This is a genomic window from Brenneria sp. L4-2C (assembly GCF_040240335.1).
Classification (GTDB): domain Bacteria; phylum Pseudomonadota; class Gammaproteobacteria; order Enterobacterales; family Enterobacteriaceae; genus Brenneria.
This window is the reverse complement of record NZ_JBEIAC010000008.1, coordinates 91,769-114,501: the sequence shown is the minus strand read 5'-3', so window position 1 is coordinate 114,501 and position 22,733 is coordinate 91,769. Positions and strand designations below refer to the sequence as shown.

Here is a 22,733-nt window from a genome sequence, read left to right as displayed (position 1 = left end):
CCTTGCGAAGGGGAGGGCCGGAAAGGGGTGGCCAGACAACATACCGCTACTGATGCGTAACCACCACCAGACGGATAGCGTCCAGACGCCAGTTCGCCTCATGAAGATTGGTTAATACCTGCTCACGCTGATTTTCCAGCGCGCTCAATTCATCTTCACGGATGTTGGGGTTGACGGCCTTGAGCGCTTCCAGGCGCTCCAGCTCACGGCGCAACTGCCGATCGGCCTGAGCCTGCGCGTCGGTAATCAACTGACGAGCCTGCGCCTCCACCAGCGGTTCGGCCTGCTGGAGCATGGCATGGACATCCGCCTGTACGGCATTCACCAGCTTGCTCGACGTATGACGATTCACCGCGCTGAGCTGGCGGTTGAAGCTTTCGAACTCCACCTGACCGGCCAGGTTGGCGCCTTTGCGATCCATCAGCAGCCGAATGGGCGTCGGCGGCAGGAAACGCGTCAGTTGCAGGTGTTTCGGCGCCTGCGCCTCCACCACATAGATGAGCTCGGCCAGCAAGGTGCCGACCGGCAACGCTTTGTTTTTCAACAAGGATACGGCGCAACTGCCGGTGTCGCCGGACAGGATCAGGTCAAGCCCGTTGCGGATCAGCGGGTGTTCCCAACTGATGAACTGCGCATCTTCGCGCGCAAGCGCCTGATCGCGATCGAAGGTGATGGTGCAGCCGTCCTGCGGCAAACCGGGGAAGTCGGGCACCAGCATATGATCGGACGGCGTCAGGATAATCAGGTTATCGCTGCGATCTTCCTGATTGATGCCGACGATGTCGAACAGATTGAGGGCGAAGGTGACCAGATTGATGTCGTTATCCTGTTCGGCGATAGACTGAGCCAGTATCTGCGCCTGTTCGCCGCCGTTGGAATGCATTTCCAGCAGACGGTCGCGGCCTTGTTCAAGCTGCTGTTTGAGCCGATCGTGCTGTTGTCGGCAGGCGCGAATGAATTCATCCAGACCTTGCTGTTCGCCCTGGGTGGTCAATCGTTCAATCAATTCATCGTAGTGCGCGTCATAGATGGCGCGGCCGGTCGGGCAGGTGTGCTCAAAAGCATCCAGCCCTTCGTGGTACCAGCGGACCAGCATCGCCTGCGCGGTATGCTCCAGATAGGGGATCATAATCTGGATTTGCCGTGTCTGACCGATACGATCCAGACGGCCGATGCGCTGTTCCAGCAGATCGGGATTGAACGGCAGATCAAACATGATCAAATGGCTGGCGAACTGGAAGTTACGGCCTTCGGAGCCGATCTCCGAGCAAATCAGAACCTGCGCGCCTTCTTCTTCCGAGGCGAAATAGGCGGCCGCCCGATCGCGTTCGAGAATCGATAATCCTTCGTGGAATACGGCGGCGCGGATGGCTTCCCGGGTGCGCAGCACCTGTTCCAACTGCAACGCGGTCGCGGCTTTGGCGCAGATCACCAGCACCTTTTCGTCGCGATTCGCCGTCAGATAATTGAGCAACCATTCAACGCGGGGATCGAAGTTCCACCAGGTGGCGTCATCGCCTTCCAACTGCTGATAGATCTGTTCCGGATAGAGCATTTCGCGCGCGCGCGCCTCGGGCGCTTTTTTCGCGCTCATGATGCCGGAAACTTTGATTGCCGTCTGATACTGAGCAGGCAGCGGCAGGCGGATTTGATGCAGAATGCGCTGTGGGAAACCTTTCACCCCTTGACGGGTATTGCGGAACAGCACGCGGCTGGTGCCGTGCCGATCCATCAGCATGGTAATCAGTTCCTGACGGGCTTTCTGATTGTCGTCGCTGTCGCTGTTAATCGCTTTCAGCAGCGGTTCGATATCCTGTTCGCCCAGCAATTCACTCAGCGCATTGAGTTCGGCGCTGGTGGCCTTTTCCCCGGACAGCAGCGAGGTCACCGCATCGGCGACCGGACGATAGCGGCGCTGTTCATCGACGAATTCACGATAGTCATGAAAGCGGCTCGGATCGAGCAGACGCAGACGGGCAAAGTGGCTTTGCTGACCCAACTGTTCCGGCGTGGCGGTAAGCAGCAGCACCGCCGGGATATTTTGCGCCAGTTGTTCAACCGCCAGGTACTCCGCGCTCGGACGGTCTTCGCTCCAGGACAGATGGTGGGCTTCATCCACCACCAGCAGATCCCAGTTGGCATTGACCAACTGATTAAAACGCTGCGCGTCGCGTTGCACAAAACTCAGCGAGCAGATAACCAGTTGCTCGGTTTCAAAAGGGTTGCTGCTGTCCAGTTTGGCTTCAGCGTAACGCTCGTCGTCGAACAGCGAAAACAGCAGGTTGAAGCGGCGCAGCATTTCCACCAGCCACTGGTGCTGCAAGGTTTCCGGGACGATAATCAGCACGCGTTCGGCACGTCCGGCCAGCAGTTGCTGATGGATAATCATCCCGGCTTCAATGGTTTTGCCCAGACCGACTTCATCCGCCAGCAAGACGCGCGGCGCGTGGCGCTGGCCCACTTCGTACGCAATGTGCAACTGATGCGGGATCAGGCTGGCGCGCATACCGCGCAGTCCGCCCCACTGTTGCAGCGCCTGCTGGTGCTGATTGGCGCGCGCGCGATAGCGCAGGGCAAAGCGGTCCATGCGGTCAATCTGGCCGGCGAACAGGCGATCCTGCGGTTTGTTGAACGTTAGCTTGCTGTCCAGCAGAACCTCACGCAGCTCGGCCGCCGAGTCATCATCCAGACGCCGACCGATATAGAGCAGCAGACCCTTCTCATCGCGTACCTCTTCTACCTGGAGCTGCCAACCTTCGTGGCTGGTGACGGTATCGCCGGGATTAAACATGACGCGGGTGATGGGGGCATCGCTGCGGGAATAGAGACGGTTTTCACCGCTGGCCGGGAAAAGCAGGGTAATCATGCGGGTGTCGACGGAAACCACTGTTCCCAATCCAAGTTCGCTTTCCGTATCGCTGATCCAGCGTTGACCAAGTGTAAAAGGCATAAATTCTTTGCTCGATTTTTGTCTGTGTCGGGATAGTGTCGGGTCATACCGTAGGAATACGGACAACGCGGATTAATGCGGCGTTGCGGTATTCCTCGCTGTCATTCCTGTTCCGCATTGTCATTCTGGCTTTAGCGGTACGCGGGAATGACCATGGCGATAAATCATGTCATCGGTCTGATGCGTATTGGCAATTATCTGATAAGAGATGGAACTGATGATGCCAATCCAGAAAGGGCGCTATGGTAATGGATGGCGGCGCGTTCGTCACCTGATCAAACGCCCGGACCCGCCGCGGATTATCAAAATAGCCCCATTTGGCCGGTGACCAGGGTGGAGAAATCATCGTGCAAAAAGGGAAGAATGGCGTCCGCCACCGGCTGTAGCTGGCGCTCGACATAGTGTTGATAATCCAGCGGCGAATGGTAGGTTTCCAGCGGCTCCGGCCCGCTGGCGGTGATCACGTAGCTAATCCAGCCGCCGTTCTGATATTGCAACGGCCGCCCCTGTCGACGGTTATAGTCATCGGCGATTTTGGCTGCCCGGGCATGGGGCGGCACGTTGCGCTGATAATCGTCAAGACGACGACGCAGCCGTTTGCGATAAATCAACAGCTCATCGAATTCGCCGTTCAGGGTTTTGCGCACATAATCCCGCAGCCATTCCTGATAAGGCTTTTGCTGAAAGATAAGCAGGTAGAGCTGCTGTTGAAACCGTTGCGCCAGCGGCGTCCAGTCAGTACGTACCGTTTCCAGCCCTTTAAATACCATTTGCTCGCCCTGGTCGGTCATGATCAGTCCGGCGTAGCGTTTTTTACTGCCTTGTTCCGCGCCGCGAATGGTTGGCATCAGAAAGCGGCGGAAGTGGGTTTCAAACTCCAGCTCCAACGCGCTGCTTAACCCGTGGCTTTGCCGTAAATGGTCTTTCCACCACTGATTGACCTGTCGCACCAGTTGCTTGCCGATTCGGGCTGCCTCTTCTTCCGCATGCGCGCGTTTGAGCCATACAAAGGTGGAGTCCGTATCGCCGTAGATCACCTGATAGCCCTGATCTTCAATCAGCTCGCGTGTCTTGAGCATGATTTCGTGACCGCGCAGGGTAATGGAAGACGCCAGACGGGGATCGAAGAAGCGGCATCCGCTGGATCCCAGCACGCCGTAAAAAGCATTCATGATGATTTTCAACGCCTGGGACAGCGGCTTGTTGCTGCTGCGTTTGGCGGCTTCCCGCTCCTGCCAGATATGTTCGACAATCGCTGGCAGGCAGTGACGATCGCGGGAAAACCAGGCGCCGCGAAAACCGGCGACCGCGTGACGTTCGTCGGGCTGTTGCATGCCGACGGCCAGACCCACCGGATCGATCAGAAAAGTGCGGATGATCGACGGATACAGGCTTTTGTAATCCAGCACCAGCACCGAATCGTATAAACCGGGGCGCGAGTCCATCACAAATCCCCCCGGACTGGCTTCCGGCGCGATTTCACCCAGATTGGGCGCCACATACCCTATCCGGTGCATGCGCGGCAGATAAAGATGGGTAAACGCCGCCACCGAACCGCCGCTGCGGTCGGCCGCCAGACCGGTGACGTTCGAACGCGCCAGCAAAAAATGCATCAGCCCCGTTTGGTCAAAAATGCGCGTCACCAGTTCGCAGTCCTTGAGATTGTAGCGGGCGAGCGCGGGCTTATCTTCGGCGAACCGGCGATCGATCTCGTCCATGCGCTGATAGGGGGTATCAATCGCTTTGCCTTCGCCCAGCAGCGATTGCGCGACGAATTCCAGACTGAACGAGGCGAAATTCCAGGTCGCCGATTTCAGCGCTTCGATGCCGTCGATAATGAGCCGTCCCGGCGCGTCGGCAAAAAAATGCCCCGGTTTGAAACCGTGCTCGCGCCACGTCACCTCGCTGCCGTTGCGCCCCAGCTGCAGCGGGATACGGTAACGTTCGGCGTGTTTTTGCAACACCCGCAGATCGAACTGCACCAGATTCCAGCCGATGATGGCGTCGGGATCGTGCAATTGCAGCCACTGATTCAGTTTTTCCAGCAACAGCGGACGGCTGGCGACATACTCCAGCGCAAAATCGTCCGTCCCGGCTGGGCGGCCATTCGCCGGGCCGAGCATATAAACCTGACGTTGACCGCAGCCTTCCAGCCCGATGCAGTAAAGCTCGCCGTGGCGATTGGTTTCGATATCCAACGAGACCAGCCTGAGGTTGGGGCGATAGTCCGCACTGGGTTTCATGCGCACCTGAGTCAGCAGACCGGAAGCCGTGGGTTCGCCGCTCAGCCAGACGGGGGCGGTAATAAAACGCTCCATCAGGAAACGTTCGGGCGGGCGAATATCGGCCTCGTAAACCTGAACCCCGCCTTCACGCAGTATTTTTTCCAGTTTCAGCAACTGGCGGTATTGGCGGCAGTATAAACCCAGCAAGGGCTGGTGATGGAAGTCCTGTAGCGACAGCGGGCGCAGTCGCCAGTGCTTTTCACGGCGCAGCAATGCCTCGGCCTGCGTCTGTTGCGACGCCGGGATAAAGGCGACCGCCTGTTGCAACGGCAGGCGGGCCTGTAGCGGCCCTTCATCGGTCGCCAGCCAGAATTCCACCTGTGTGCCGTCAGGGGTATCGTGCCAGTGACGGGTGAGGATAAAGCCCTGACGAGTCTGGGTCACTAAGGCGGCCTTTTTCAATACGATAATGCCATAAAGTATGGTTATTTATACAGTCATTGTCCAGCCGTTTGCTAACCGGTTGGTCGCAGGGATGGCGGCGGCGCGCGGGGATTAAACCCGATCCCGGCCGACTCGGACGGATTCAGCCGCGGTAACCACCCGGTTGCGTCCCGCCTGTTTGGCCTTGTACAACGCTTCGTCCGCTTTTTTAAAGGCTTGTTCGATGGTGATGTTATGTACGCCCGGCGACCACTGTGACACGCCCAGCGAGATTGTGATGCGCCCGACTTGCGGGATCATGGCTTCCTGCGTCGCGTTGCGCAACCGTTCCGCGATACCGGACGCTATCTTTAGCTCGGTTTCAGGCAGCAGGATGAGAAACTCTTCCCCCCCGCTACGGCATAAAATGTCGGATTCACGGGCGCTGGAGCGAATGATCTTAGCCATATATTTAATGGCGCTATCGCCAATATCATGTCCGAACGTGTCGTTAACGCGTTTGAAGTGATCGATGTCCAGCGTGATGATGGCGAAGCGTTTCTGCCCGACCAGCCAGTAGCGCAGAATGCCTTCCAGCCCGCGGCGATTGAGCAGACCGGTCATCGGGTCGGTTTGGGCCTCCGAACGCAGTTTGCCGATTTGCTTCTGTAGCAGATCGATGCCAATCAACATGGCCTGCTTGAGTTGCGTCGCCTCAAAATACCAGGAATGAATTTTCCTGATATCGTCGGAAACGTTGAGCGAGTCCATCTTATTGGCGCTGCGGGCCAGCAGCCACAGCGGCTGGGCAATGAGGCGGGCCAGCAGCCAGACGCCGAGTATGGTCAACACGGCCAGAGGGAGCGAATGACGCAACACGTTCATCATCAGGCTATCCAGCGGTTTTAACGTTTCCCTGGTCGAGCGCACCACCACCACTTCCCAATTATTTGCCGGAACAATGCCGTATCCGGCAAGCATTTTGTGACCCTGGGTATTGAGAATTTCCTGGCTGCCGTTGCTGTCGGTCGAGGGATTGATCGTCAGGTCGTTGTTGACGGTTTCGCCGATCCGCCCGATGTATTTGTGGTACAGCATCTTGCGGTTTTTGTCGGTAACATAAATGTAGGAACCGTCCCGATAGTAATGCTGATCAAGTAATGTATTGAGAATACTGGGTTTCTTTAGATAAATGGAGGCGCCGACAAATCCCTTGTACTGGCCGTCGCGGTTAAATATCGGCGATGAAATCAGCACGATAAGGTTATTGGCCACGGAGACATAAGGTTCGCTGATCAAGCGTTGTTTTTCCCGCAGCGCTTCCTGTACGCCGGGTGTCGTCAACCTTTGTCCGATAAAGTGAGGCGCATCGGGAAACGCGGCTTTGATCACGCCATGTTCGTCCACGATAATCGCGGTGTTGAAACTGTGGCTTTGTAATCCGATGCGTTCGGTTTCCTTCACCAGGCTTGACGTATCGTCAATCAGGGGGGAGACGATGTCGGCGCTATAGGCTAATTGTTGCAGCGCCGAGTTAAAGAAAAGATCCGTCATCGCGGCCAGTTTTGTGGCATACACGCGATTGGCTTCCAATGTGCTATCGATCAGGAGCTGGCGCTGAACCCGGTAACTGGCATAAAAACTGTTAACGAGCATGATTAACGCGCTGGCGATAGCCAGAAGCAATATTAGTCGACGCAATCCGATGTGATTGAATGGTCTTAACAGCATACGTGTTTTTTTGGCAGATTGACGCAGTGATGAGAAAATGGCCGCTATCATAGGTGCAGATGTATGGCCTGTAAAATAATTATCCTGAAAACTATTATCAATGTAATTATATTATTTAGTATTACATAGCCTGACAGGGATAACGCGATGTGTTGAGTCCAGAATCCATAGCGTGGTTAAAAGCGCGAGATGAGAAAATCTGAAACCAGCGAGAGTTTATTATAGACACCCTGCGCGGGAATTATAAATTTTTCTATAACGTCTGGTATACAGGTATCCCGGCGCGCTGTTTTTGGCATAAAAACTGGAAAACGGCTTATTTAAAGAAATTATCACTATAAAAACAGGGTTTAAGGCGCTATGGGTAGAATATAAATAATCTCTTGCGCTCGCAAAGGCGTTATATGGCCAGGCCGCGATGGGTGACTGATTTACTTATAAAATTTTGCTATTTATGCCAACGCACTTTTTAAAAGCAACGACGAAACAAATTGGTGCATCCCGCTTCTTTTACTCTCTTCCCGCCTATTTTATCAAGTTCAATAAATCAATTTTTCTGTTGTTTATTAATCTGTTAATCGCGATTTAATGGTTTTGGCACATTTATTGCTGAATTTAATTCGGCCAACAGAATATATCCCTGTGGCGCTTTGGGGATTCTTACCGTCAGGCATACGGCTTTATTTCATTACTGGGATTTGCATCACTCATCATTAAAGAGGCGATCATGAATAAAAAATTTGTCAGGATAACTGTAGCTGCAGCATTCGTTTCCTCTGTCATCGGTGCCGGCAGCGCAATGGCTGCGGAAGTGAAAATCGGGGTGGTGCTGCCTTTAAGCGGGGCGCTTAGCGGTTATGGGCAACCTTCTCAGAAAGGCGTTGAGTTGGTAAACAGCATGGAGCCGACGCTGAAAAACGGCGATACGATCAAATTGGTGATTATTGATGACAAAAGCGACAAGGTCGAAGCGGCTAACGCCATGCAGCGTCTGGTCTCCAGCGATAAAGTCGATGCGGTGATTGGAGAGGTGACCTCCACCAATACGATGGCGATGACCAAAATGGCGGAAGACACCAAAACGCCGCTGGTTTCTCCGACCGCGACCAATGACCGTGTTACCCGCAACCGCGAATACGTCAGCCGCGTGTGCTTTTCCGATAGTTTCCAGGGGGTGGTGGGCGCCAACCTGGCATCGCGTGATTTAGGCGCGAAAACCGCCGCCATCATGTTCGACAGCAGCAACGATTACTCTGTCGGTCTGGCAAAATCCTTCCGTACCCAGTTCCTTAAAAACGGCGGCACTATCCCGATCGAAGTGCAGGCGCCGGGGGGCAGCAAGGATTTCAAAGCCCAGCTTTCCACCATCAAAGCTAAAAATGTCGACATGATCTATATGCCGATTTATTACACCGAAGGCGCATTGATCGCCGTGCAGGCCAAACAGTTGGGGCTGAAAGTGCCGGTCGTCGGCGGCGACGGTCTGGCGGCCGATCCGGTATTCTTCAAGCTCGGTCAGGACGCGGTTGAAGGCTACATGACCACCGATTACTACTCGCCGAATGCCAAAGAACAGACCCCGGAAGGCGAGAAATTCATCAAGGCCTGGGAAGAGAAATATAAAGAGCCTACCCACACCTGGGGAGCGATGACCGCTGACGCTTACAAGATGATCGTCAACGCGATGAACCAGTGCAGCGATCCGAAAGACCGCGTTTGCGTCAATGAGAAAATCCGCGCAACCAGTAACTTTTCCGGCATTACCGGCACGTTGACGCTGAAAGATGGCGATGCGATCCGAAACGCCGTTATCAATGAAGTCAAAAACGGCCAATTGGCCTTTAAAACGGTTGTTAACCCTTAATTTATACCCTTCATCTTTCACGTTGCCGTGATGTCGGCGTCTTTTTATCCGGCTCCTCCGTGGGGCCGGGTTCAAATCCGCCGTGCCGCATCGTGAAAAACGCCGGGAGCGGGTTCGACAACGCGCAGCGTTGGCCCCGGAAGCGGGCAGGATAGTCCGCCATAAATCCATTGGGTAGAAAGGTCACTAAGGATTAAATCTATGGATGCTGCCATTTTCTTTCAGCAAGTGGTTAACGGCATGAGCCTGGGCAGTATGTATGCGCTGATTGCCATCGGTTACACCATGGTGTACGGCGTATTACGACTGATCAACTTCGCGCATGCCGACATCATGATGGTTGGGGCGTTTTTGGCGCTCTTCGGCTCAACCACCTTTGAGCTGCCTTTCGGGGCCGCGATTTTATTCGCTATTCTCTTTTCGGCGCTGCTGGGCGTCTGTATCGATCAGATTGCCTATCGTCCTCTGCGTCAGGCCTCCAAGATCTCCATGCTGATTACCGCTATCGGCGTGAGTTTCTTTCTGGAGAACCTGTTCAACGTGCTGTTCGGCGGTAGCCCGCGTTTCTTTGCCGCACCCGAGTTCTTCAATCGCACCGTGACGTTCGGCAGCATCATTATCACCAATGTGGCCTGGCTGGTGCCGTTAGTCACTCTGGTGTTGCTGGGCTGCATTCTTTTCATCCTGTACCGGACGCGTCAGGGGATGGCGATTCGCGCGGTCGCCTTTGACGTCAATACCGTTCGTCTGATGGGGGTGGACGCCAACCATATTATCGCCTTTGTTTTCGCTCTCGGCAGCGCGCTGGCGGCGCTCGGCGGGATTTTTTACGCCACCAGCTATCCGACCATCGATCCATTAATGGGCGTACTGATTGGCCTGAAGGCATTTGCCGCCGCCGTATTAGGGGGGATTGGCAGCGTCACGGGGGCGGTGATCGGCGGCTTTATTCTGGGGTTCACCGAAGTGGTCGCCGTCGCGGTATTTCCTGAGCTGGGCGGATATAAAGACGCCTTTGCATTTATGTTTTTGATCCTGGTTTTATTATTCAGACCGGTAGGCATTATGGGTGATGAAAGACTGGAAAGGAGCCGCTTTTGATGAGAATGCCAACAAATTCATTTTCGTTGTTAATAGGCTATATCGGGTTATTTGTCATCATGCTGCTGATGCTGTTCGCTTTGCAGAATGTATTTGACGATTATGTTCTCCGCATAGTCTGTAATATTTTTATTTTTATGATTCTGGCGGTGAGTTATAACCTGATAAATGGGGTAACCGGACAGCTTTCACTCGAGCCCAATGGTTTTGTCGCCGTCGGCGCTTATATTACCGCGCTGCTGCTATTAAGCGCGGATACTAAAATGGATATGTTCGAAATGGCTTCACCCAGCCCGCTGATACTGGCCGTACATACCACATTTTTACCTGCGTTGATTATCAGCGGCGTTTGCGCGTCGATACTGGCGGTATGCCTGGCATTCCCTGTATTCCGGGTGCGCGGCGATTATCTGGCGATTGTGACATTGGGCTTCGGCTTTATTATTAAAATACTGGCGATTAATAATCCCCAGATCACCAATGGCGCCATCGGGCTGAATGAAATTCCGCAGGCCAGCCATATGCTTTATTGGTGCGGCTTTATTGCCCTGATTGCCGTTTTGCTTATTTTGCAAATCGTGTATTCGAAATACGGGCGGGCCATGAAGGCCGTGCGCGATGATGAAGATGCGGCGATAGCGATGGGGATTAATACCTTCAAAATTAAGACCTGCGCCTTTGCCACCAGCGCCTTTTTAGAAGGCGTCGGCGGCGGATTATTGGCCTCGCTGCTGACGATCATCTCCCCCGATCTGTTTGACTTCATGCTGACGTTCCAGCTGTTGATCATCATTGTACTCGGCGGGCTGGGAAGCACCACCGGCGCGATTCTCGGCACCATTGTGGTGGTGGGCAGCGGCGAATGGCTGCGGTTCCTCGACCAGCCGTTAAGTTTCTTTGGCGAGGATTTAGGGTCCTATCCCGGTTTACGCATGGTCGTATTCTCACTGGTGCTGCTCGTCATTATGCTGTTCGCGCGTGAAGGGTTGCTGGGTAAGCAGGAGATTTGGGAAGTGAACAGGAAGCGCCGTTATGGAAAATAAAACTATTCTCAGCGTTGATAATATCATCATGCAATTCGGCGGATTGCGAGCCATCGATGGCGTCAGCTTCACGCTTAATCAAGCTGAAATATTTGGCCTGATCGGCCCGAATGGCGCGGGGAAAACCACGTTATTCAATGTGATTACCTCCAACTATAAACCGACCTCGGGAACGGTGATGCTGGGGGATAATAAAATTACCGGATTAAAACCGAATCAGGTGGTGAATCGCGGTATTGCCCGTACCTTCCAGAATATTCGCTTGTTTAATTCGATGACGGTGCTGGAAAACGTATTAATCGGTTTCGATCGCGCGATTCATTATTCGTTTCTTGAGGCGGCATTTCATATGGGCCGTTTTTTCTCGGCGGAAAAACAGGCTAAAGCGCAAGCGATGGAGATTCTTGAATATATCGGTATCGCCGAACATGCCCAATCGCTGGCGACCAACCTGAGCTACGGCAATCAGCGCAAAGTCGAGATCGCCAGAGCATTGGCGACGTCGCCCGCGCTGCTTTTGCTGGACGAACCGGCGGCCGGTATGAATCCCCGCGAGACCAATGAATTGGCGCAACTGATTTTTAAAATGCGTGAGGATTACAAATTAACGGTTTTGCTGATTGAACATGATATGTCTTTCGTGAATACCCTGTGTGAACGGGTGTTGGTGCTGGATTACGGCAAACCGTTATTCAGCGGCGCCACTCATGAGGCAATTAATAATAAAGAAGTGATTGCCGCGTATCTTGGAGATGTCGATTATGCTTAAAGCCGATGATCTACAGGTATTTTACGGGCTGATTCAGGGATTAAAGGGCATCGACATTGAGGTACGAAACAGTGAAATCGTTACCTTGATCGGCAGCAACGGGGCGGGAAAAACCTCAACGCTGAACGGTATTATCAACCTGGTGAAATCAACCGGGCAGGTAAACTTCCTGAATGAGGATATTTCCAATAGCCTGACGCACCAGATCGTCAGGAAAGGACTGGCGCTGGTTCCTGAAGGGCGCAAGGTTTTCACCAACCTGACCATTGAAGAAAACCTGCGTATGGGCGCCTACAATAACCCGGTTAACTTCAACTATCTGAAAGACAAAATGTATACGCTGTTTCCTCGTTTAAAGGAACGTCGTAGCCAGTTGGCGGGGACGATGAGCGGCGGCGAGCAACAGATGCTGGCGATTGCCCGTGCGTTGATGAGCGAGCCGGTATTGCTGATGCTCGATGAGCCGAGTCTGGGGCTCGCGCCGAAGATAGTCGGCGAAATGTTCGGCATCATTAAGCAGTTGCAGAAGGAGAATATCACCATCCTCTTGGTCGAGCAGAACGCGACCGCCGCATTGAAGATCGCCGACCGCGCCTATGTGCTGGAAAACGGCAAGATAGTCCTGAAAGGAAACGCGCAGGATATTCTTGCCAACCCCGAGGTGAAGAAGATGTATTTGGGGGGCTAGGTTTTCCTCTGGCGTCGCGGGCTGGACGGGCAGAGGCTGTCAGTACGAGCTGCATGGATGCGGTTCAAGCCGGTGCCGTGCTCCCTTATCATTCGGAAAATGACCAGTTGACGGTTGCCGCCAAGATCCAGACAATCCCATCTTTCATCAATAATGGGCAGGGCTCTATGGAAGCATGGCTGGATCATCTGGTGACTCAATCATTAACCTATGCGCTGATCGCGGTCATGCTGGTCGCCTTTCTGGAGTCTCTTGCCGTCGTGGGGCTGTTGCTGCCGGGTACGCTGTTGATGGCGACGCTGGGAGCATTGATCGGCAGCGGCAAGCTGGGACTGTATCCGGCGTGGGGCGTGGGCATTATCGGCTGTCTGCTGGGCGACTGGATCTCGTATTATATCGGTCGGCGTTTTAAGGGGCCGCTGCACCGATGGTCGTTCCTGAAGAAACACCAGACGATGCTGCGCAAGACGGAACATGCGTTGCATCAGCATCATATGGCGACGGTGCTGATTGGTCGCTTTGTCGGCCCGACGCGTCCGCTGATCCCGATGGTTGCCGGCATGCTGGAACTCCCCCCCTGGAAATTCGCTTTGCCGAACATCATCGGCAGCCTGACCTGGCCGCCGGTCTATTTTTTTCCGGGGATTCTGGCCGGCGTCGCCATTGATATTCCAAGCGCGGCCAATAGCGGCGGTTTCAAATGGCTGTTGCTGGCGGCGGCGCTGCTGGCGTGGGGGACGGCGTGGTTGTGCTGGCGCTGGTGGCGGGGCGATAAACGTAAAAAGCGCGACTGGTTCGCTCAATGGCTGCCGATGAACCGTTTACGCTGGGCGGCGCCGCTATCGCTGGCGGCGACGGGCGTGAGCCTGGCGTTGCTGATACAGCATCCGTTAATGCCGGTTTATTGCCACCTGTTGTGGCAGGTGCTGAATGGGTGAAATCCAGCGAACGATGCGCGCAGTTTAAAGAGGCGGCAGATCCGGGCGAGGTCTGTTACGGCCTCTCCCGGGCGGCTTCGGCGCAGCGCGTTCAGCAACTGCTGAACGTGAGAAACCGAAACCATCGTCGGCATTATATTGAATCCGCCAGCGCCTCAACCCGTGCAATCGCCTGATACAGCGCCGCCGCTGTCACCACCCCAGGCATGTTTGCCATATCCGGGGCATGCAACGACGCTTGCACGATACTATCAAGCTCCTCTGAATTCAGTTGCGCAATTTCGCGCAGACGCAGCGGAACCGCACAGGCATGCGCCAGTTTGATCGCTTCCCGCAACTCTTCATCGCTGCGGTTTTCCAGCGCCAGCAGGCAAAGATTACCGAAACCAACCAGCAATCCGTGGCCGAAGGCGCGGGTTTTATCGCAGACGGTAAAACCTTCATAAATTGCGTGGGAAGCGGCGGCATGGGCGCCGCTGCTCATCAGCGAGGTCAGACCGGCGAACATGAAAATAGCGTCGAGCACCTGGTCCAGTTCGGCGCCGGGTTTACCGGCGCGAACGGCGTCGCAGGCCGATGCGCCGTAGGATCCTATCAGGTCGTAGCAAATCCGGCTGTTGGCGCAGGAAGAACGCGCCACGCCGCTCTGTTGGCCGAGATGATCGCTGATGGCGCGGAATTCGTACCATTTCGCCAGCGTATCGCCGAGGCCGGCGGCCAGCCAGCGCAACGGCGCGGCGGCGATGATTTCGCTATCGATGATGACCGCCGCCGGAGCCTGCGGCAGGGGGAATAAATCACGAAAGCGGCCGTCGTCGTGATAACGGATGGTCAGTGGCGTAACGGCGGCGCAGGTCGCCGCAATGGTCGGGATGGTCACGACGGGTACGTTGGTTTCCACACCGACGGCTTTACCGGTATCGAGGGATTTACCTCCGCCGACGCTAATCACCATATCCGCTTTCTGGTCTTTGACCGCCTGCGCCAGACGGCGGATATTCTCTTCGCTGCTTTCGCCGCCAAACCATGCGCTGCCCGCCAGTTCTACTGCGGAATCTTCCAATTGGCGACGAATTTTATCATTTACCGCGGCCAGAGACTGATGCCCGCCAATCACCAGCGCGCGTTTACCCAGTAACGCGCAAATATCGCCAAGCTGAGAAATAACGCCGGGACCGCGCAGGATTTGCGCCGGGAAAATGATGTTCTGTGCCTGCATGACTGCCTCTCCGTAATTTTTGTGTCTGGCTGGTTCTGGTTAAAAATCTTCTGAGTATGCTTATCGTTATGACTTATTGATACCTATGGCGGAAGACGCCGTCCATGCGGGTACGGTCGCGCAACCGATATACAACCCGACAAATTTCACACGGCTTCCGCCGCCAGAATCTGTTTCAGGCTGTCCATAAACTGCCGGTTATCCTGTTCGTTGCCGACAGATACGCGGATCCAGTTTTCATAGCCGGTTTCCCGCCACGGTTTGATAATGACGCCATAAGTTAGCAATCGCCGTGCCAGTTCGCCACTCGGCCGGCCGCAATCGAAGAACAGAAAATTAGCGTAAGACGGCGCCACGTCGAAACCCAGCGCCGCGAGTTCCGCCGCCATCATCCCGCGTTGGGCGGTTGTCAGCGCAATGCTGTCGATAACGTGCTGTTTGTCCTGTAACGCCGCCACTGCCGCCGTTTGCGCGCAACGGTTGATGTTGAACGGCGTACGAACGCGATCCAGCAAATTCACCAGCTCCGGATGGCTGGCTAAGCCATAGCCGACGCGCAGCCCCGCCAGACCGTACGCTTTCGAAAAGGTTCTCAGCACAATCCACGGGAGCGGCTGTTGCGCCAGAATGCGCAGACTGTCGGGATAATCAGGATCGCTTTCGCAATATTCGAAATACGCTTCGTCGATCGCCAGCAGACAATCCTGCGGCGCCGCATCGATAATTCGGGCGAATCCTTGCTTGTCGAGCATGCAGCCGACCGGATTGGATGGATTGCTGAAAATCACCATTTTGGCCGGCGTCGAAAGCGCCGTTTCCCAGGCTTCGACATCGAACCGCCGCTGCGCATTAACGCCAACCAGGGTGACGTCCGCTCCCATCATGCGTGGGAAAATTTCGTGCAGACCAAAGGATGGCATCAACGTGACCACGCGGTCGCCGGGGTTGAGAAAGGCCAGCGCCAGCATGTGCAGAATGTCTTCCGAACCGTTGCCAACCACAATGTTGTCCGCCCCCACGCCGGTATGTTCCGCCAGCGCCTGGCGCAGCGCCGCACTCGACGCATCGGAATAAACCGCGCTGAAACAGGCATCCGCCTGAAGTGCGGCCACGACCTGCGGGCTGGCGCCCAACGGGTTTTCGTTGCTGGCGAGTTTCGCCACATGCGCGACGCCATATTTTTGCTGCACGCTATCCGCGGAAAGCCCGGCATTATAAACCCCCAGTGAACGCGAGGCTGCTCTTGCCAGGTTTCTCAGACCTTGTTTTTCCGTATCAACATCTGCTGCATCGAATACTGCCAAATCTGAAGCCATCTTCCACTCCGTGCTGTTATATGCCGTCGAGCATGATTGTTTTACGTCATTTTTGATTAATTTTCAGCGTGTTAGGGTGATAGGGCGCGCAATGCCCGCGCCGCTGCCCATGTTCATTGCTGCGTTTACTTTCCTGCTGAATGCGTCGCTTATCACCCCTGATTGCGCAGCATCGGCAAGTTAAGCCCGTTACGGTCAGCGCATTCTTGCGCCTGCTCATAACCTGCATCCGCATGCCGCATCACGCCAGTCGCCGGATCATTCCACAAAATGCGTTCAAGGCGAGCATCCGCTTCCGGGGTTCCATCGCACACAATGACCATCCCGGCATGTTGCGAGAAGCCCATGCCGACGCCGCCGCCGTGGTGCAGACTCACCCAGGTCGCGCCGCCGGCGGTGTTCAACAGCGCATTGAGCAGCGGCCAGTCGGAAACGGCATCGGAGCCGTCTTTCATCGCTTCGGTTTCGCGGTTTGGCGAGGCGACGGAACCGGTGTCCAGATGGTCGCGGCCGATAACGATAGGCGCTTTCAGTTCGCCGTTGCGCACCATTTCGTTGAAGGCCAGACCGGCGATATGACGTTCGCCCAGACCAAGCCAGCAGATGCGAGCCGGCAAACCCTGGAAGGCAATACGTTCATGCGCCATGTCCAGCCAGTTGATCAGGTTGGCGTTATCCGGGAACAGCGCTTTCAGTTTGGCGTCGGTTTTATAAATATCTTCCGGGTCGCCGGAGAGCGCCACCCAGCGGAACGGCCCTTTGCCTTCACAGAAAAGCGGGCGAATATACGCCGGGACAAAGCCAGGGAAATCAAAGGCATTGACAACGCCTTCGTCTTTCGCAACCTGACGGATATTGTTGCCGTAATCGACAGTCGGAATGCCCATCGCATGGAAATCGAGCATCGCCTGAACATGTTTCGCCATGGACGCGCGTGCGGCCTTCACCACGGATTGCGGGTCGGACTGACGCGCTTGCCGCCATTTTTCCAGGCTCCAGCCTTCCGGCAGATAACCGTTCAGCGGATCATGCGCGGAAGTCTGATCGGTGACGATATCAGGGCGCAGGCCGCCTTCTTTTGCCCGCGCAACCAACTGCGGCATCAGCTCCGCGGCGTTACCCAGCAGACCGACGGAAATGGCTTTCTTCTCGGCGCAGGCTTTTTCGATCATCGAAAGCGCCTCATCAATGTCGTGCGCTTTGTAATCCAGATAACGGGTACGCAGGCGGAAATCAATGCGCGATTCCTGACATTCAATCGCCAGCACGCAGGCGCCGGCCAGTACGCCCGCCAGCGGTTGAGCGCCGCCCATGCCGCCCAGACCGGCGGTTAAGATCCATTTGCCGCGCAGGTCGCCGTCATAGTGCTGACGCCCGGCTTCCGCGAAGGTTTCGTAGGTACCCTGCACAATGCCCTGCGCGCCGATGTAAATCCATGAGCCGGCGGTCATCTGGCCGTACATCATCAGACCGGCTTTATCCAATTCGTGAAAATGCTCCCAGCTCGCCCAGTGAGGCACGATGTTGGAGTTGGCGATCAGCACGCGCGGCGCGTCGGCATGGGTGCGGAACACGCCAACCGGTTTGCCGGATTGCACGAGCAGCGTTTCGTCTTCTTGCAGTGCGCGCAGGCTTGCGAGGATGCCTTCAAAAGCGGGCCAGTTACGCGCCGCTTTACCTATCCCGCCATAAACCACCAGATCTTCCGGACGTTCCGCGACATCCGGATCAAGGTTGTTTTGGATCATGCGGTAAGCCGCTTCAATCAGCCAGTTCCGGCAACTCAGTTCCGTGCCGTGCGGTGCGCGAACAACGGCGGTTTTTTGTGGCGCGTTCATCGTTGTTTCCTTATCTAAAATTGAGAAATTTATAAATAGCCAGGAAGTGATAAATAGACAGTTATCAGGCGAAGCTCGGCAGCAGCGCTTCAATCGCCGACGGCCAGCGTTCACGGCAAGCCCACCGGCGCATCACTTCGATGTCCGGCGCCATCAGGCGATCCTTTTCCAGGAACGCGACGTTTTCACGGATGGCTTTTATTTCATTTTCCAGCGTCGTCGAGCTTTGCAGAGGACGGTGGAAATCAACGCCCTGCGCGGCAGCCATCGCTTCGATGCCGACCACCACGCTGGTGTTGAAACACATGTCGCCCAGACGGCGTGCGGCATAAGTCGCCATCGAAACGTGATCTTCCTGATTCGCCGATGTCGGCAGGCTGTCGACGCTGCCCGGATGCGCCAGTGATTTGTTTTCCGACGCCAGCGCCGCTGCGGTGACCTGGGCAATCATAAAGCCGGAGTTCACTCCGCCGTCGTTGACCAGGAACGGCGGCAACCCGGAAAGGCCGGTATCGAGCAACAGCGCCATACGCCGTTCTGAAATCGCACCGATTTCAGACACGGCCAGCGCGATAATGTCGGCGGCAAACGCCACCGGTTCCGCATGGAAGTTCCCGCCGGAAATCACATCGCCGTTTTCGGCAAACACCAGCGGGTTATCGGAAGCCGCATTGGCTTCAATACGTAAAATGCGCGCGGCGTGGTGCAGGTTGTCGAGGCATGCGCCCATCACCTGCGGCACACAGCGGATGGAATACGGATCCTGCACGCGGCCGCAATCGGCGTGAGACATGACGATATCACTACCAGCCAGAACATCGGTTAACGCGGCGGCGACGGCAATCTGTCCCGACTGGCCGCGCGCTTCATGAATGCGGGAGTCCAGCGGTTTAATCGAACCTCTGATTGCTTCCAGAGACAGCGCTCCCGCCACCAGGCCGGCGGAAAATACGCGTTCGGCCTCAAACAAACCGGACAGCGCCAGGGAAGTTGAAACCTGCGTACCGTTCAGCAGCGCCAGACCTTCTTTCGGACCCAGTTCAAATGGCGCCAGCCCCGCGGTTGCCAGCCCTGCTATCGCCGACATTTTTTCGCCTCTGACCGTAACCTGACCTTCACCGATCAGCATCAGGGAAAGGTGCGCCAGCGGGGCTAAATCGCCGGAAGCGCCGACCGATCCCTTTTCAGGAATACACGGATAAACCCCGGCGTTAAACAATGCAATCAGCGCATCGATCACCTCGATACGGATACCTGAATGTCCGCGCGACAGGCTGAGAACTTTGGTCGCCATCACCAGACGCACCACGTTATCCGCCAGATCTTTGCCGATACCGACACTGTGCGACAACGCCAGATTACGTTGCAGTTCGGCCAGACGTTCAGCCGGAATGCGCGTTTGCGCCAGCTTGCCGAAACCGGTATTGATGCCGTACACCACTTTGCCCGACTCCACGATGCGGGCGACCGTTTCCTGCGACGCCAGTATGCCGGCGCGCGCCTCCTCAACCAGTTCAAGGCGGACATTGCCCTGATAAATCTTACGCAGCATCGGCAGGTCGACATGACCCGGTTGCAGGCGGCAAAGGGTTAATTCGGTGGATGAAAAAGACATAATCTATTCCTGTATAGACAACTTGAGCTGGAAGTAACCCCGGCCAAGGACTCAGCCCGCCGGGCGTTTATGCATATATGCATGACCTGACGCTAAAACCGCACAATTTTGTGCTCTGAGAGCAAATCAGTGCTCCAGCGCCTGCATCGTCTCTGTACGAATTTCTTCGGTAATCCGCGCTTTCAGCGCCATAAATTCCGGCGATGTTTTCAGGGTATAATCACGCGGATGCGGGAAATCAACGGCGACTTCGGTTTTAATCCGCCCCGGTCGCGCACTGAAAATCGCTACTTTGTTGGCCATGAAAATCGCCTCGTCAATGTCGTGCGTCACGAACAGCACGGTCTTGCGGGACGATTCCCAAATCGACAGCAGCAGTTCCTGCATCATCACGCGAGTCTGGTTGTCGAGCGCGCCGAAGGGTTCATCCATCAGCAGAATTTTCGGATCATTCGCCAGCGCGCGGGCTATCGCGGTACGTTGCTGCATGCCGCCGGAAAGCTGGCGCGGAAAATGCCGCTCAAAACCACGCAGCCCGACCTTGTTGATAAAGTAATCGCTGCGCTCTTTTTGTGCCGCTTTAGCGACGCCGCGCTCCTGCAAACCGAAGCGGATGTTCTGCTCGACTGTCAGCCACGGGAATAAGGTATAGCTCTGAAATACCATGCCGCGGTCAGCGCCCGGGCCGTCGACCAGTGCGCCATCAAGCCAGATTTCGCCGTGCGTCGGTTGATCCAGCCCGGCGACGATGCGCAACAGCGTGGATTTACCGCAGCCCGACGGTCCGAGGATGGTGATGAAGTCATTTTCATCGACCTGATAATTCACCGGCAGCAACGCCTGGGTTTGCTCGCCTTTCGGACCGCTGAAAATGCGCTCCACCTGACGGATGCTCAGTTTGGGATATCTCATTACAGCGAACTCCATACAAACAGACGACGGTTGGCCGCTTTAAACAACAGATCGGACAGCAAACCGATGCACCCAATCACGATAATGCCGAAGATCATTTGTCCGGTATTGAGCAGCGCCTGACTGTTGACGATCATATGACCGATACCGCTTGATGAACCAATCAGTTCCGCCACGATGACGTAAGTCCACGCCCAACCCAGCACCAACCGCAACAGTTCGGCGATTTCCGGCGCGGCGCCGGGAATGATCACCCTGCGCACCACACTCTGATTGGTCGCGCCCAGCGTATAAGCCGCTTCAACCAGATCTCGTCTTGCGGCGCCGACAGTCACCGCCACCATCAGGGTTATCTGGAAGAAAGAACCAATGAAAATCACCAGAATTTTCTGCATCTCGCCAATACCCGCCCACAGGATCAGCAGCGGAACAAACGCTGAAGCAGGCAGATAACGACAGAATGAAACAAACGGCTCAAAGAACGCTTCAATGAGTTTGTATGAACCCATCAGAATGCCCAGCGGTATCGCGATAGCGCTGGCCAGAATAAAACCGCCCAGCACACGCATCACCGTCATTGCGATGTCGGTTGCGAAATCGAACTCGGTAAACAGTAAAACGCCTTCCTGCAACATACTGGCCGGGCTGGCGAGGAACGTTGGCGAAACGAAGCCGGTAAACGTGATCAACGCCCAAAATGCGAAAAACAGGACAAAGAAACAGAACCCGAGGAACCAGCGACGCTGTAAAGCGACTGGCCGTAAAGGCACCATCATCGGGTTATGCCAGACTTTTTTGCTTGCCGGCAACGGCGCCGGCTCGCGTAAGGCTGGCTGCGTACTAACGGAATGTTCCGCCGGCTGACGGACAGGACTGTTCATGTCTTGGTCCTTCATGGCTATTTAATGTATTGCGCATCGTATAACGTATTGATGTCCGGCGTTTTACGCAGGATTTTCATCTCAGTCATCAGGCGTGCGGCTTCGTTGCTGAAGGTCACGATTTCGCCGCTGAAAAATTTCTGGTTGTCATCGCGATCCTGCCAGCGCAGATAACTGGATTTTTCCGCAAACTGCTTACCGGTTTCTTTGACTGAGGCGCCCATGATTTCATAGGATTTTTCAGGCTCTTTCCTGATCATATCCAGTGCCTCGAAATAGCTGTTAACCAGCGCCTGCGCGGCGGTTGGATTTTTATCCAGCCAGGCCGGCGTACAGCCAAGGGTATCCGTCACTGCCGGATATTCGATCGTCGTCGCCAGAATTTTGCCTTTGTCCGGACTGTTGCGAATATTGGACAGGTAAGGTTCGTATGACATCGCCGCATCGTTCTGCCCGGCAATGAAAGCGCGTGCGGCCGCGTCGGCGCCCAATGTCGCCAGCTTGACGTCTTTCATCGTCATGCCGTTTTTATCCAGGATCCAGGCGAGCAGGAAGTAGGAGGAGGTTCCCGGCGCATCAACGCTGATGGTTTTGCCTTTCAGATCGGTAATTTTGTTGATGCCGTTGCGCACGGCGATGCCGTCGGCGCCGTAGGATTTATCCAGTTGCACAATCTGTTTGACCGGCACGCCGCTGGCGTTCCAGGTTAAATAGGTTTCGACGGTGGTCGCCGCGCACTGCAATGAACCCGCGGCAATCGCCAGATGGCGGGACTGCTGCGGCACCATTTTCAGGGTGACGTCGAGACCGTTCTTTTTGAAAATGCCAGCCTTATCCGCCAGCGTCAGCGGTGCAAAGCCGATCCATCCTGAAATACCAATAGCAACCGGCGTATCAGCAGCCTGCGCCGCGCCGACGGTCATACTGCCCAGCGTCGCCGCCAGCCCTAACAAAGACAACGAACGTCTCAGTACCGCTCTGGAATTCATGTTGCTCATCTGCCACTCCTGCCAAAGTATCTGTCTCGGTGAGTGCCTGTTGCTGTGAAAGCAGCCGGCAAATCACGCCACTGTATATTCTTGTCTATACAAGTAAGTCGGCAAGGTTTAAGCAAACTATATGCCAGTTTGAAGATCGCCGTTTTACTTCAGGTTTTGCGTCCCATGTGCGGTTTTTTGTTCGTCGGATGAATTAATTCGGTGCGTCGTCTGCTCCATTTT

General features: G+C 55.3%; 16 protein-coding genes. 6 read left to right on the top strand and 10 right to left on the bottom strand.

The features are described 5' to 3' along the window. Positions 1-46: 46 nt before the first annotated feature. The 3 genes from rapA to ABRZ26_RS13560 all read right to left on the bottom strand — a co-directional run bounded on the left by rapA (position 47) and on the right by ABRZ26_RS13560 (position 7,329). Positions 47-2,950, bottom strand: a complete 2,904-nt coding sequence (gene rapA / locus ABRZ26_RS13570; RefSeq protein ID WP_319604667.1) for an RNA polymerase-associated protein RapA — start codon at positions 2,948-2,950, stop codon at positions 47-49. A gap of 302 nt (positions 2,951-3,252) precedes the next feature. Beyond that, positions 3,253-5,619, bottom strand: coding sequence for a DNA polymerase II (locus tag ABRZ26_RS13565; RefSeq protein WP_319604666.1), 2,367 nt, complete (start codon positions 5,617-5,619; stop codon positions 3,253-3,255). A gap of 111 nt (positions 5,620-5,730) precedes the next feature. Further along, positions 5,731-7,329: a sensor domain-containing diguanylate cyclase gene (locus ABRZ26_RS13560; protein ID WP_319604665.1), complete on the bottom strand. Its 1,599-nt coding sequence runs from the start codon at positions 7,327-7,329 to the stop codon at positions 5,731-5,733. A gap of 727 nt (positions 7,330-8,056) precedes the next feature. On the opposite strand from ABRZ26_RS13560, the gene ABRZ26_RS13555 reads away from it, so the two are divergent. The 6 genes from ABRZ26_RS13555 to ABRZ26_RS13530 all read left to right on the top strand — a co-directional run bounded on the left by ABRZ26_RS13555 (position 8,057) and on the right by ABRZ26_RS13530 (position 13,732). Beyond that, the gene (locus tag ABRZ26_RS13555; protein ID WP_319604664.1) at positions 8,057-9,193 is read left to right on the top strand and encodes an ABC transporter substrate-binding protein; all 1,137 of its coding nucleotides are present in this window, start codon (positions 8,057-8,059) and stop codon (positions 9,191-9,193) included. 201 nt (positions 9,194-9,394) lie between these two features. Continuing rightward, positions 9,395-10,294 carry a branched-chain amino acid ABC transporter permease gene (locus ABRZ26_RS13550; protein WP_319604663.1) on the top strand — a complete coding sequence of 300 codons (900 nt, stop codon included), beginning with the start codon at positions 9,395-9,397 and terminating at the stop codon, positions 10,292-10,294. A gap of 59 nt (positions 10,295-10,353) precedes the next feature. After that, positions 10,354-11,337, top strand: a complete 984-nt coding sequence (locus ABRZ26_RS13545) for a branched-chain amino acid ABC transporter permease (RefSeq protein ID WP_319604777.1) — start codon at positions 10,354-10,356, stop codon at positions 11,335-11,337. Further along, positions 11,327-12,106: an ABC transporter ATP-binding protein gene (locus tag ABRZ26_RS13540; protein WP_319604662.1), complete on the top strand. Its 780-nt coding sequence runs from the start codon at positions 11,327-11,329 to the stop codon at positions 12,104-12,106. Before ABRZ26_RS13545 ends, ABRZ26_RS13540 begins: the two co-directional genes overlap by 11 nt. Next, positions 12,099-12,794: an ABC transporter ATP-binding protein gene (locus ABRZ26_RS13535; protein ID WP_319604661.1), complete on the top strand. Its 696-nt coding sequence runs from the start codon at positions 12,099-12,101 to the stop codon at positions 12,792-12,794. The genes ABRZ26_RS13540 and ABRZ26_RS13535 overlap by 8 nt, the downstream gene beginning before the upstream one ends. A gap of 167 nt (positions 12,795-12,961) precedes the next feature. Further along, entirely contained in the window at positions 12,962-13,732 is a 771-nt protein-coding gene (locus ABRZ26_RS13530) for a DedA family protein (protein WP_319604660.1), read from the top strand. 133 nt (positions 13,733-13,865) lie between these two features. Here the strand turns inward: ABRZ26_RS13530 and ABRZ26_RS13525 are convergent, their stop codons facing one another. From ABRZ26_RS13525 to ABRZ26_RS13495, 7 genes are all read right to left on the bottom strand, one after another. Further along, entirely contained in the window at positions 13,866-14,951 is a 1,086-nt protein-coding gene (locus ABRZ26_RS13525) for an iron-containing alcohol dehydrogenase family protein (protein WP_319604659.1), read from the bottom strand. 146 nt (positions 14,952-15,097) lie between these two features. Beyond that, a complete protein-coding gene (hisC, locus tag ABRZ26_RS13520; protein WP_319604658.1) occupies positions 15,098-16,267 on the bottom strand; it encodes a histidinol-phosphate transaminase in 1,170 nt (389 codons plus the stop codon). Between the two features lie 152 nt (positions 16,268-16,419). Continuing rightward, complete coding sequence (gene hutU, locus ABRZ26_RS13515; protein ID WP_319604657.1) at positions 16,420-18,105, bottom strand: urocanate hydratase; 1,686 nt, start codon at positions 18,103-18,105, stop codon at positions 16,420-16,422. A gap of 64 nt (positions 18,106-18,169) precedes the next feature. Then, positions 18,170-19,720: a histidine ammonia-lyase gene (gene hutH, locus ABRZ26_RS13510; protein ID WP_319604656.1), complete on the bottom strand. Its 1,551-nt coding sequence runs from the start codon at positions 19,718-19,720 to the stop codon at positions 18,170-18,172. A 126-nt stretch (positions 19,721-19,846) separates the two neighbouring features. Continuing rightward, positions 19,847-20,632 (bottom strand): ABC transporter ATP-binding protein, encoded by a 786-nt coding sequence (locus tag ABRZ26_RS13505; protein ID WP_319604655.1) that lies wholly within the window; start codon positions 20,630-20,632, stop codon positions 19,847-19,849. Continuing rightward, complete coding sequence (locus ABRZ26_RS13500; RefSeq protein WP_319604654.1) at positions 20,632-21,513, bottom strand: ABC transporter permease; 882 nt, start codon at positions 21,511-21,513, stop codon at positions 20,632-20,634. Before ABRZ26_RS13500 ends, ABRZ26_RS13505 begins: the two co-directional genes overlap by 1 nt. 17 nt (positions 21,514-21,530) lie before the next feature. Further along, complete coding sequence (locus ABRZ26_RS13495; RefSeq protein WP_319604653.1) at positions 21,531-22,511, bottom strand: ABC transporter substrate-binding protein; 981 nt, start codon at positions 22,509-22,511, stop codon at positions 21,531-21,533. Positions 22,512-22,733: the final 222 nt, after the last annotated feature.

Coding starts and splice junctions, on each gene's coding strand:
- rapA (WP_319604667.1), bottom strand. CDS start 2,950: ATGCCTTTTACACTTGGTCAACGCTGGATCAGCGATACGGAAAGCGAA.
- ABRZ26_RS13560 (WP_319604665.1), bottom strand. CDS start 7,329: ATGCTGTTAAGACCATTCAATCACATCGGATTGCGTCGACTAATATTG.
- ABRZ26_RS13555 (WP_319604664.1), top strand. CDS start 8,057: ATGAATAAAAAATTTGTCAGGATAACTGTAGCTGCAGCATTCGTTTCC.
- ABRZ26_RS13550 (WP_319604663.1), top strand. CDS start 9,395: ATGGATGCTGCCATTTTCTTTCAGCAAGTGGTTAACGGCATGAGCCTG.
- ABRZ26_RS13545 (WP_319604777.1), top strand. CDS start 10,354: ATGCTGCTGATGCTGTTCGCTTTGCAGAATGTATTTGACGATTATGTT.
- ABRZ26_RS13540 (WP_319604662.1), top strand. CDS start 11,327: ATGGAAAATAAAACTATTCTCAGCGTTGATAATATCATCATGCAATTC.
- ABRZ26_RS13535 (WP_319604661.1), top strand. CDS start 12,099: ATGCTTAAAGCCGATGATCTACAGGTATTTTACGGGCTGATTCAGGGA.
- ABRZ26_RS13530 (WP_319604660.1), top strand. CDS start 12,962: ATGGAAGCATGGCTGGATCATCTGGTGACTCAATCATTAACCTATGCG.
- ABRZ26_RS13525 (WP_319604659.1), bottom strand. CDS start 14,951: ATGCAGGCACAGAACATCATTTTCCCGGCGCAAATCCTGCGCGGTCCC.
- hisC (WP_319604658.1), bottom strand. CDS start 16,267: ATGGCTTCAGATTTGGCAGTATTCGATGCAGCAGATGTTGATACGGAA.
- hutU (WP_319604657.1), bottom strand. CDS start 18,105: ATGAACGCGCCACAAAAAACCGCCGTTGTTCGCGCACCGCACGGCACG.
- hutH (WP_319604656.1), bottom strand. CDS start 19,720: ATGTCTTTTTCATCCACCGAATTAACCCTTTGCCGCCTGCAACCGGGT.
- ABRZ26_RS13505 (WP_319604655.1), bottom strand. CDS start 20,632: ATGAGATATCCCAAACTGAGCATCCGTCAGGTGGAGCGCATTTTCAGC.
- ABRZ26_RS13500 (WP_319604654.1), bottom strand. CDS start 21,513: ATGAACAGTCCTGTCCGTCAGCCGGCGGAACATTCCGTTAGTACGCAG.
- ABRZ26_RS13495 (WP_319604653.1), bottom strand. CDS start 22,511: ATGAGCAACATGAATTCCAGAGCGGTACTGAGACGTTCGTTGTCTTTG.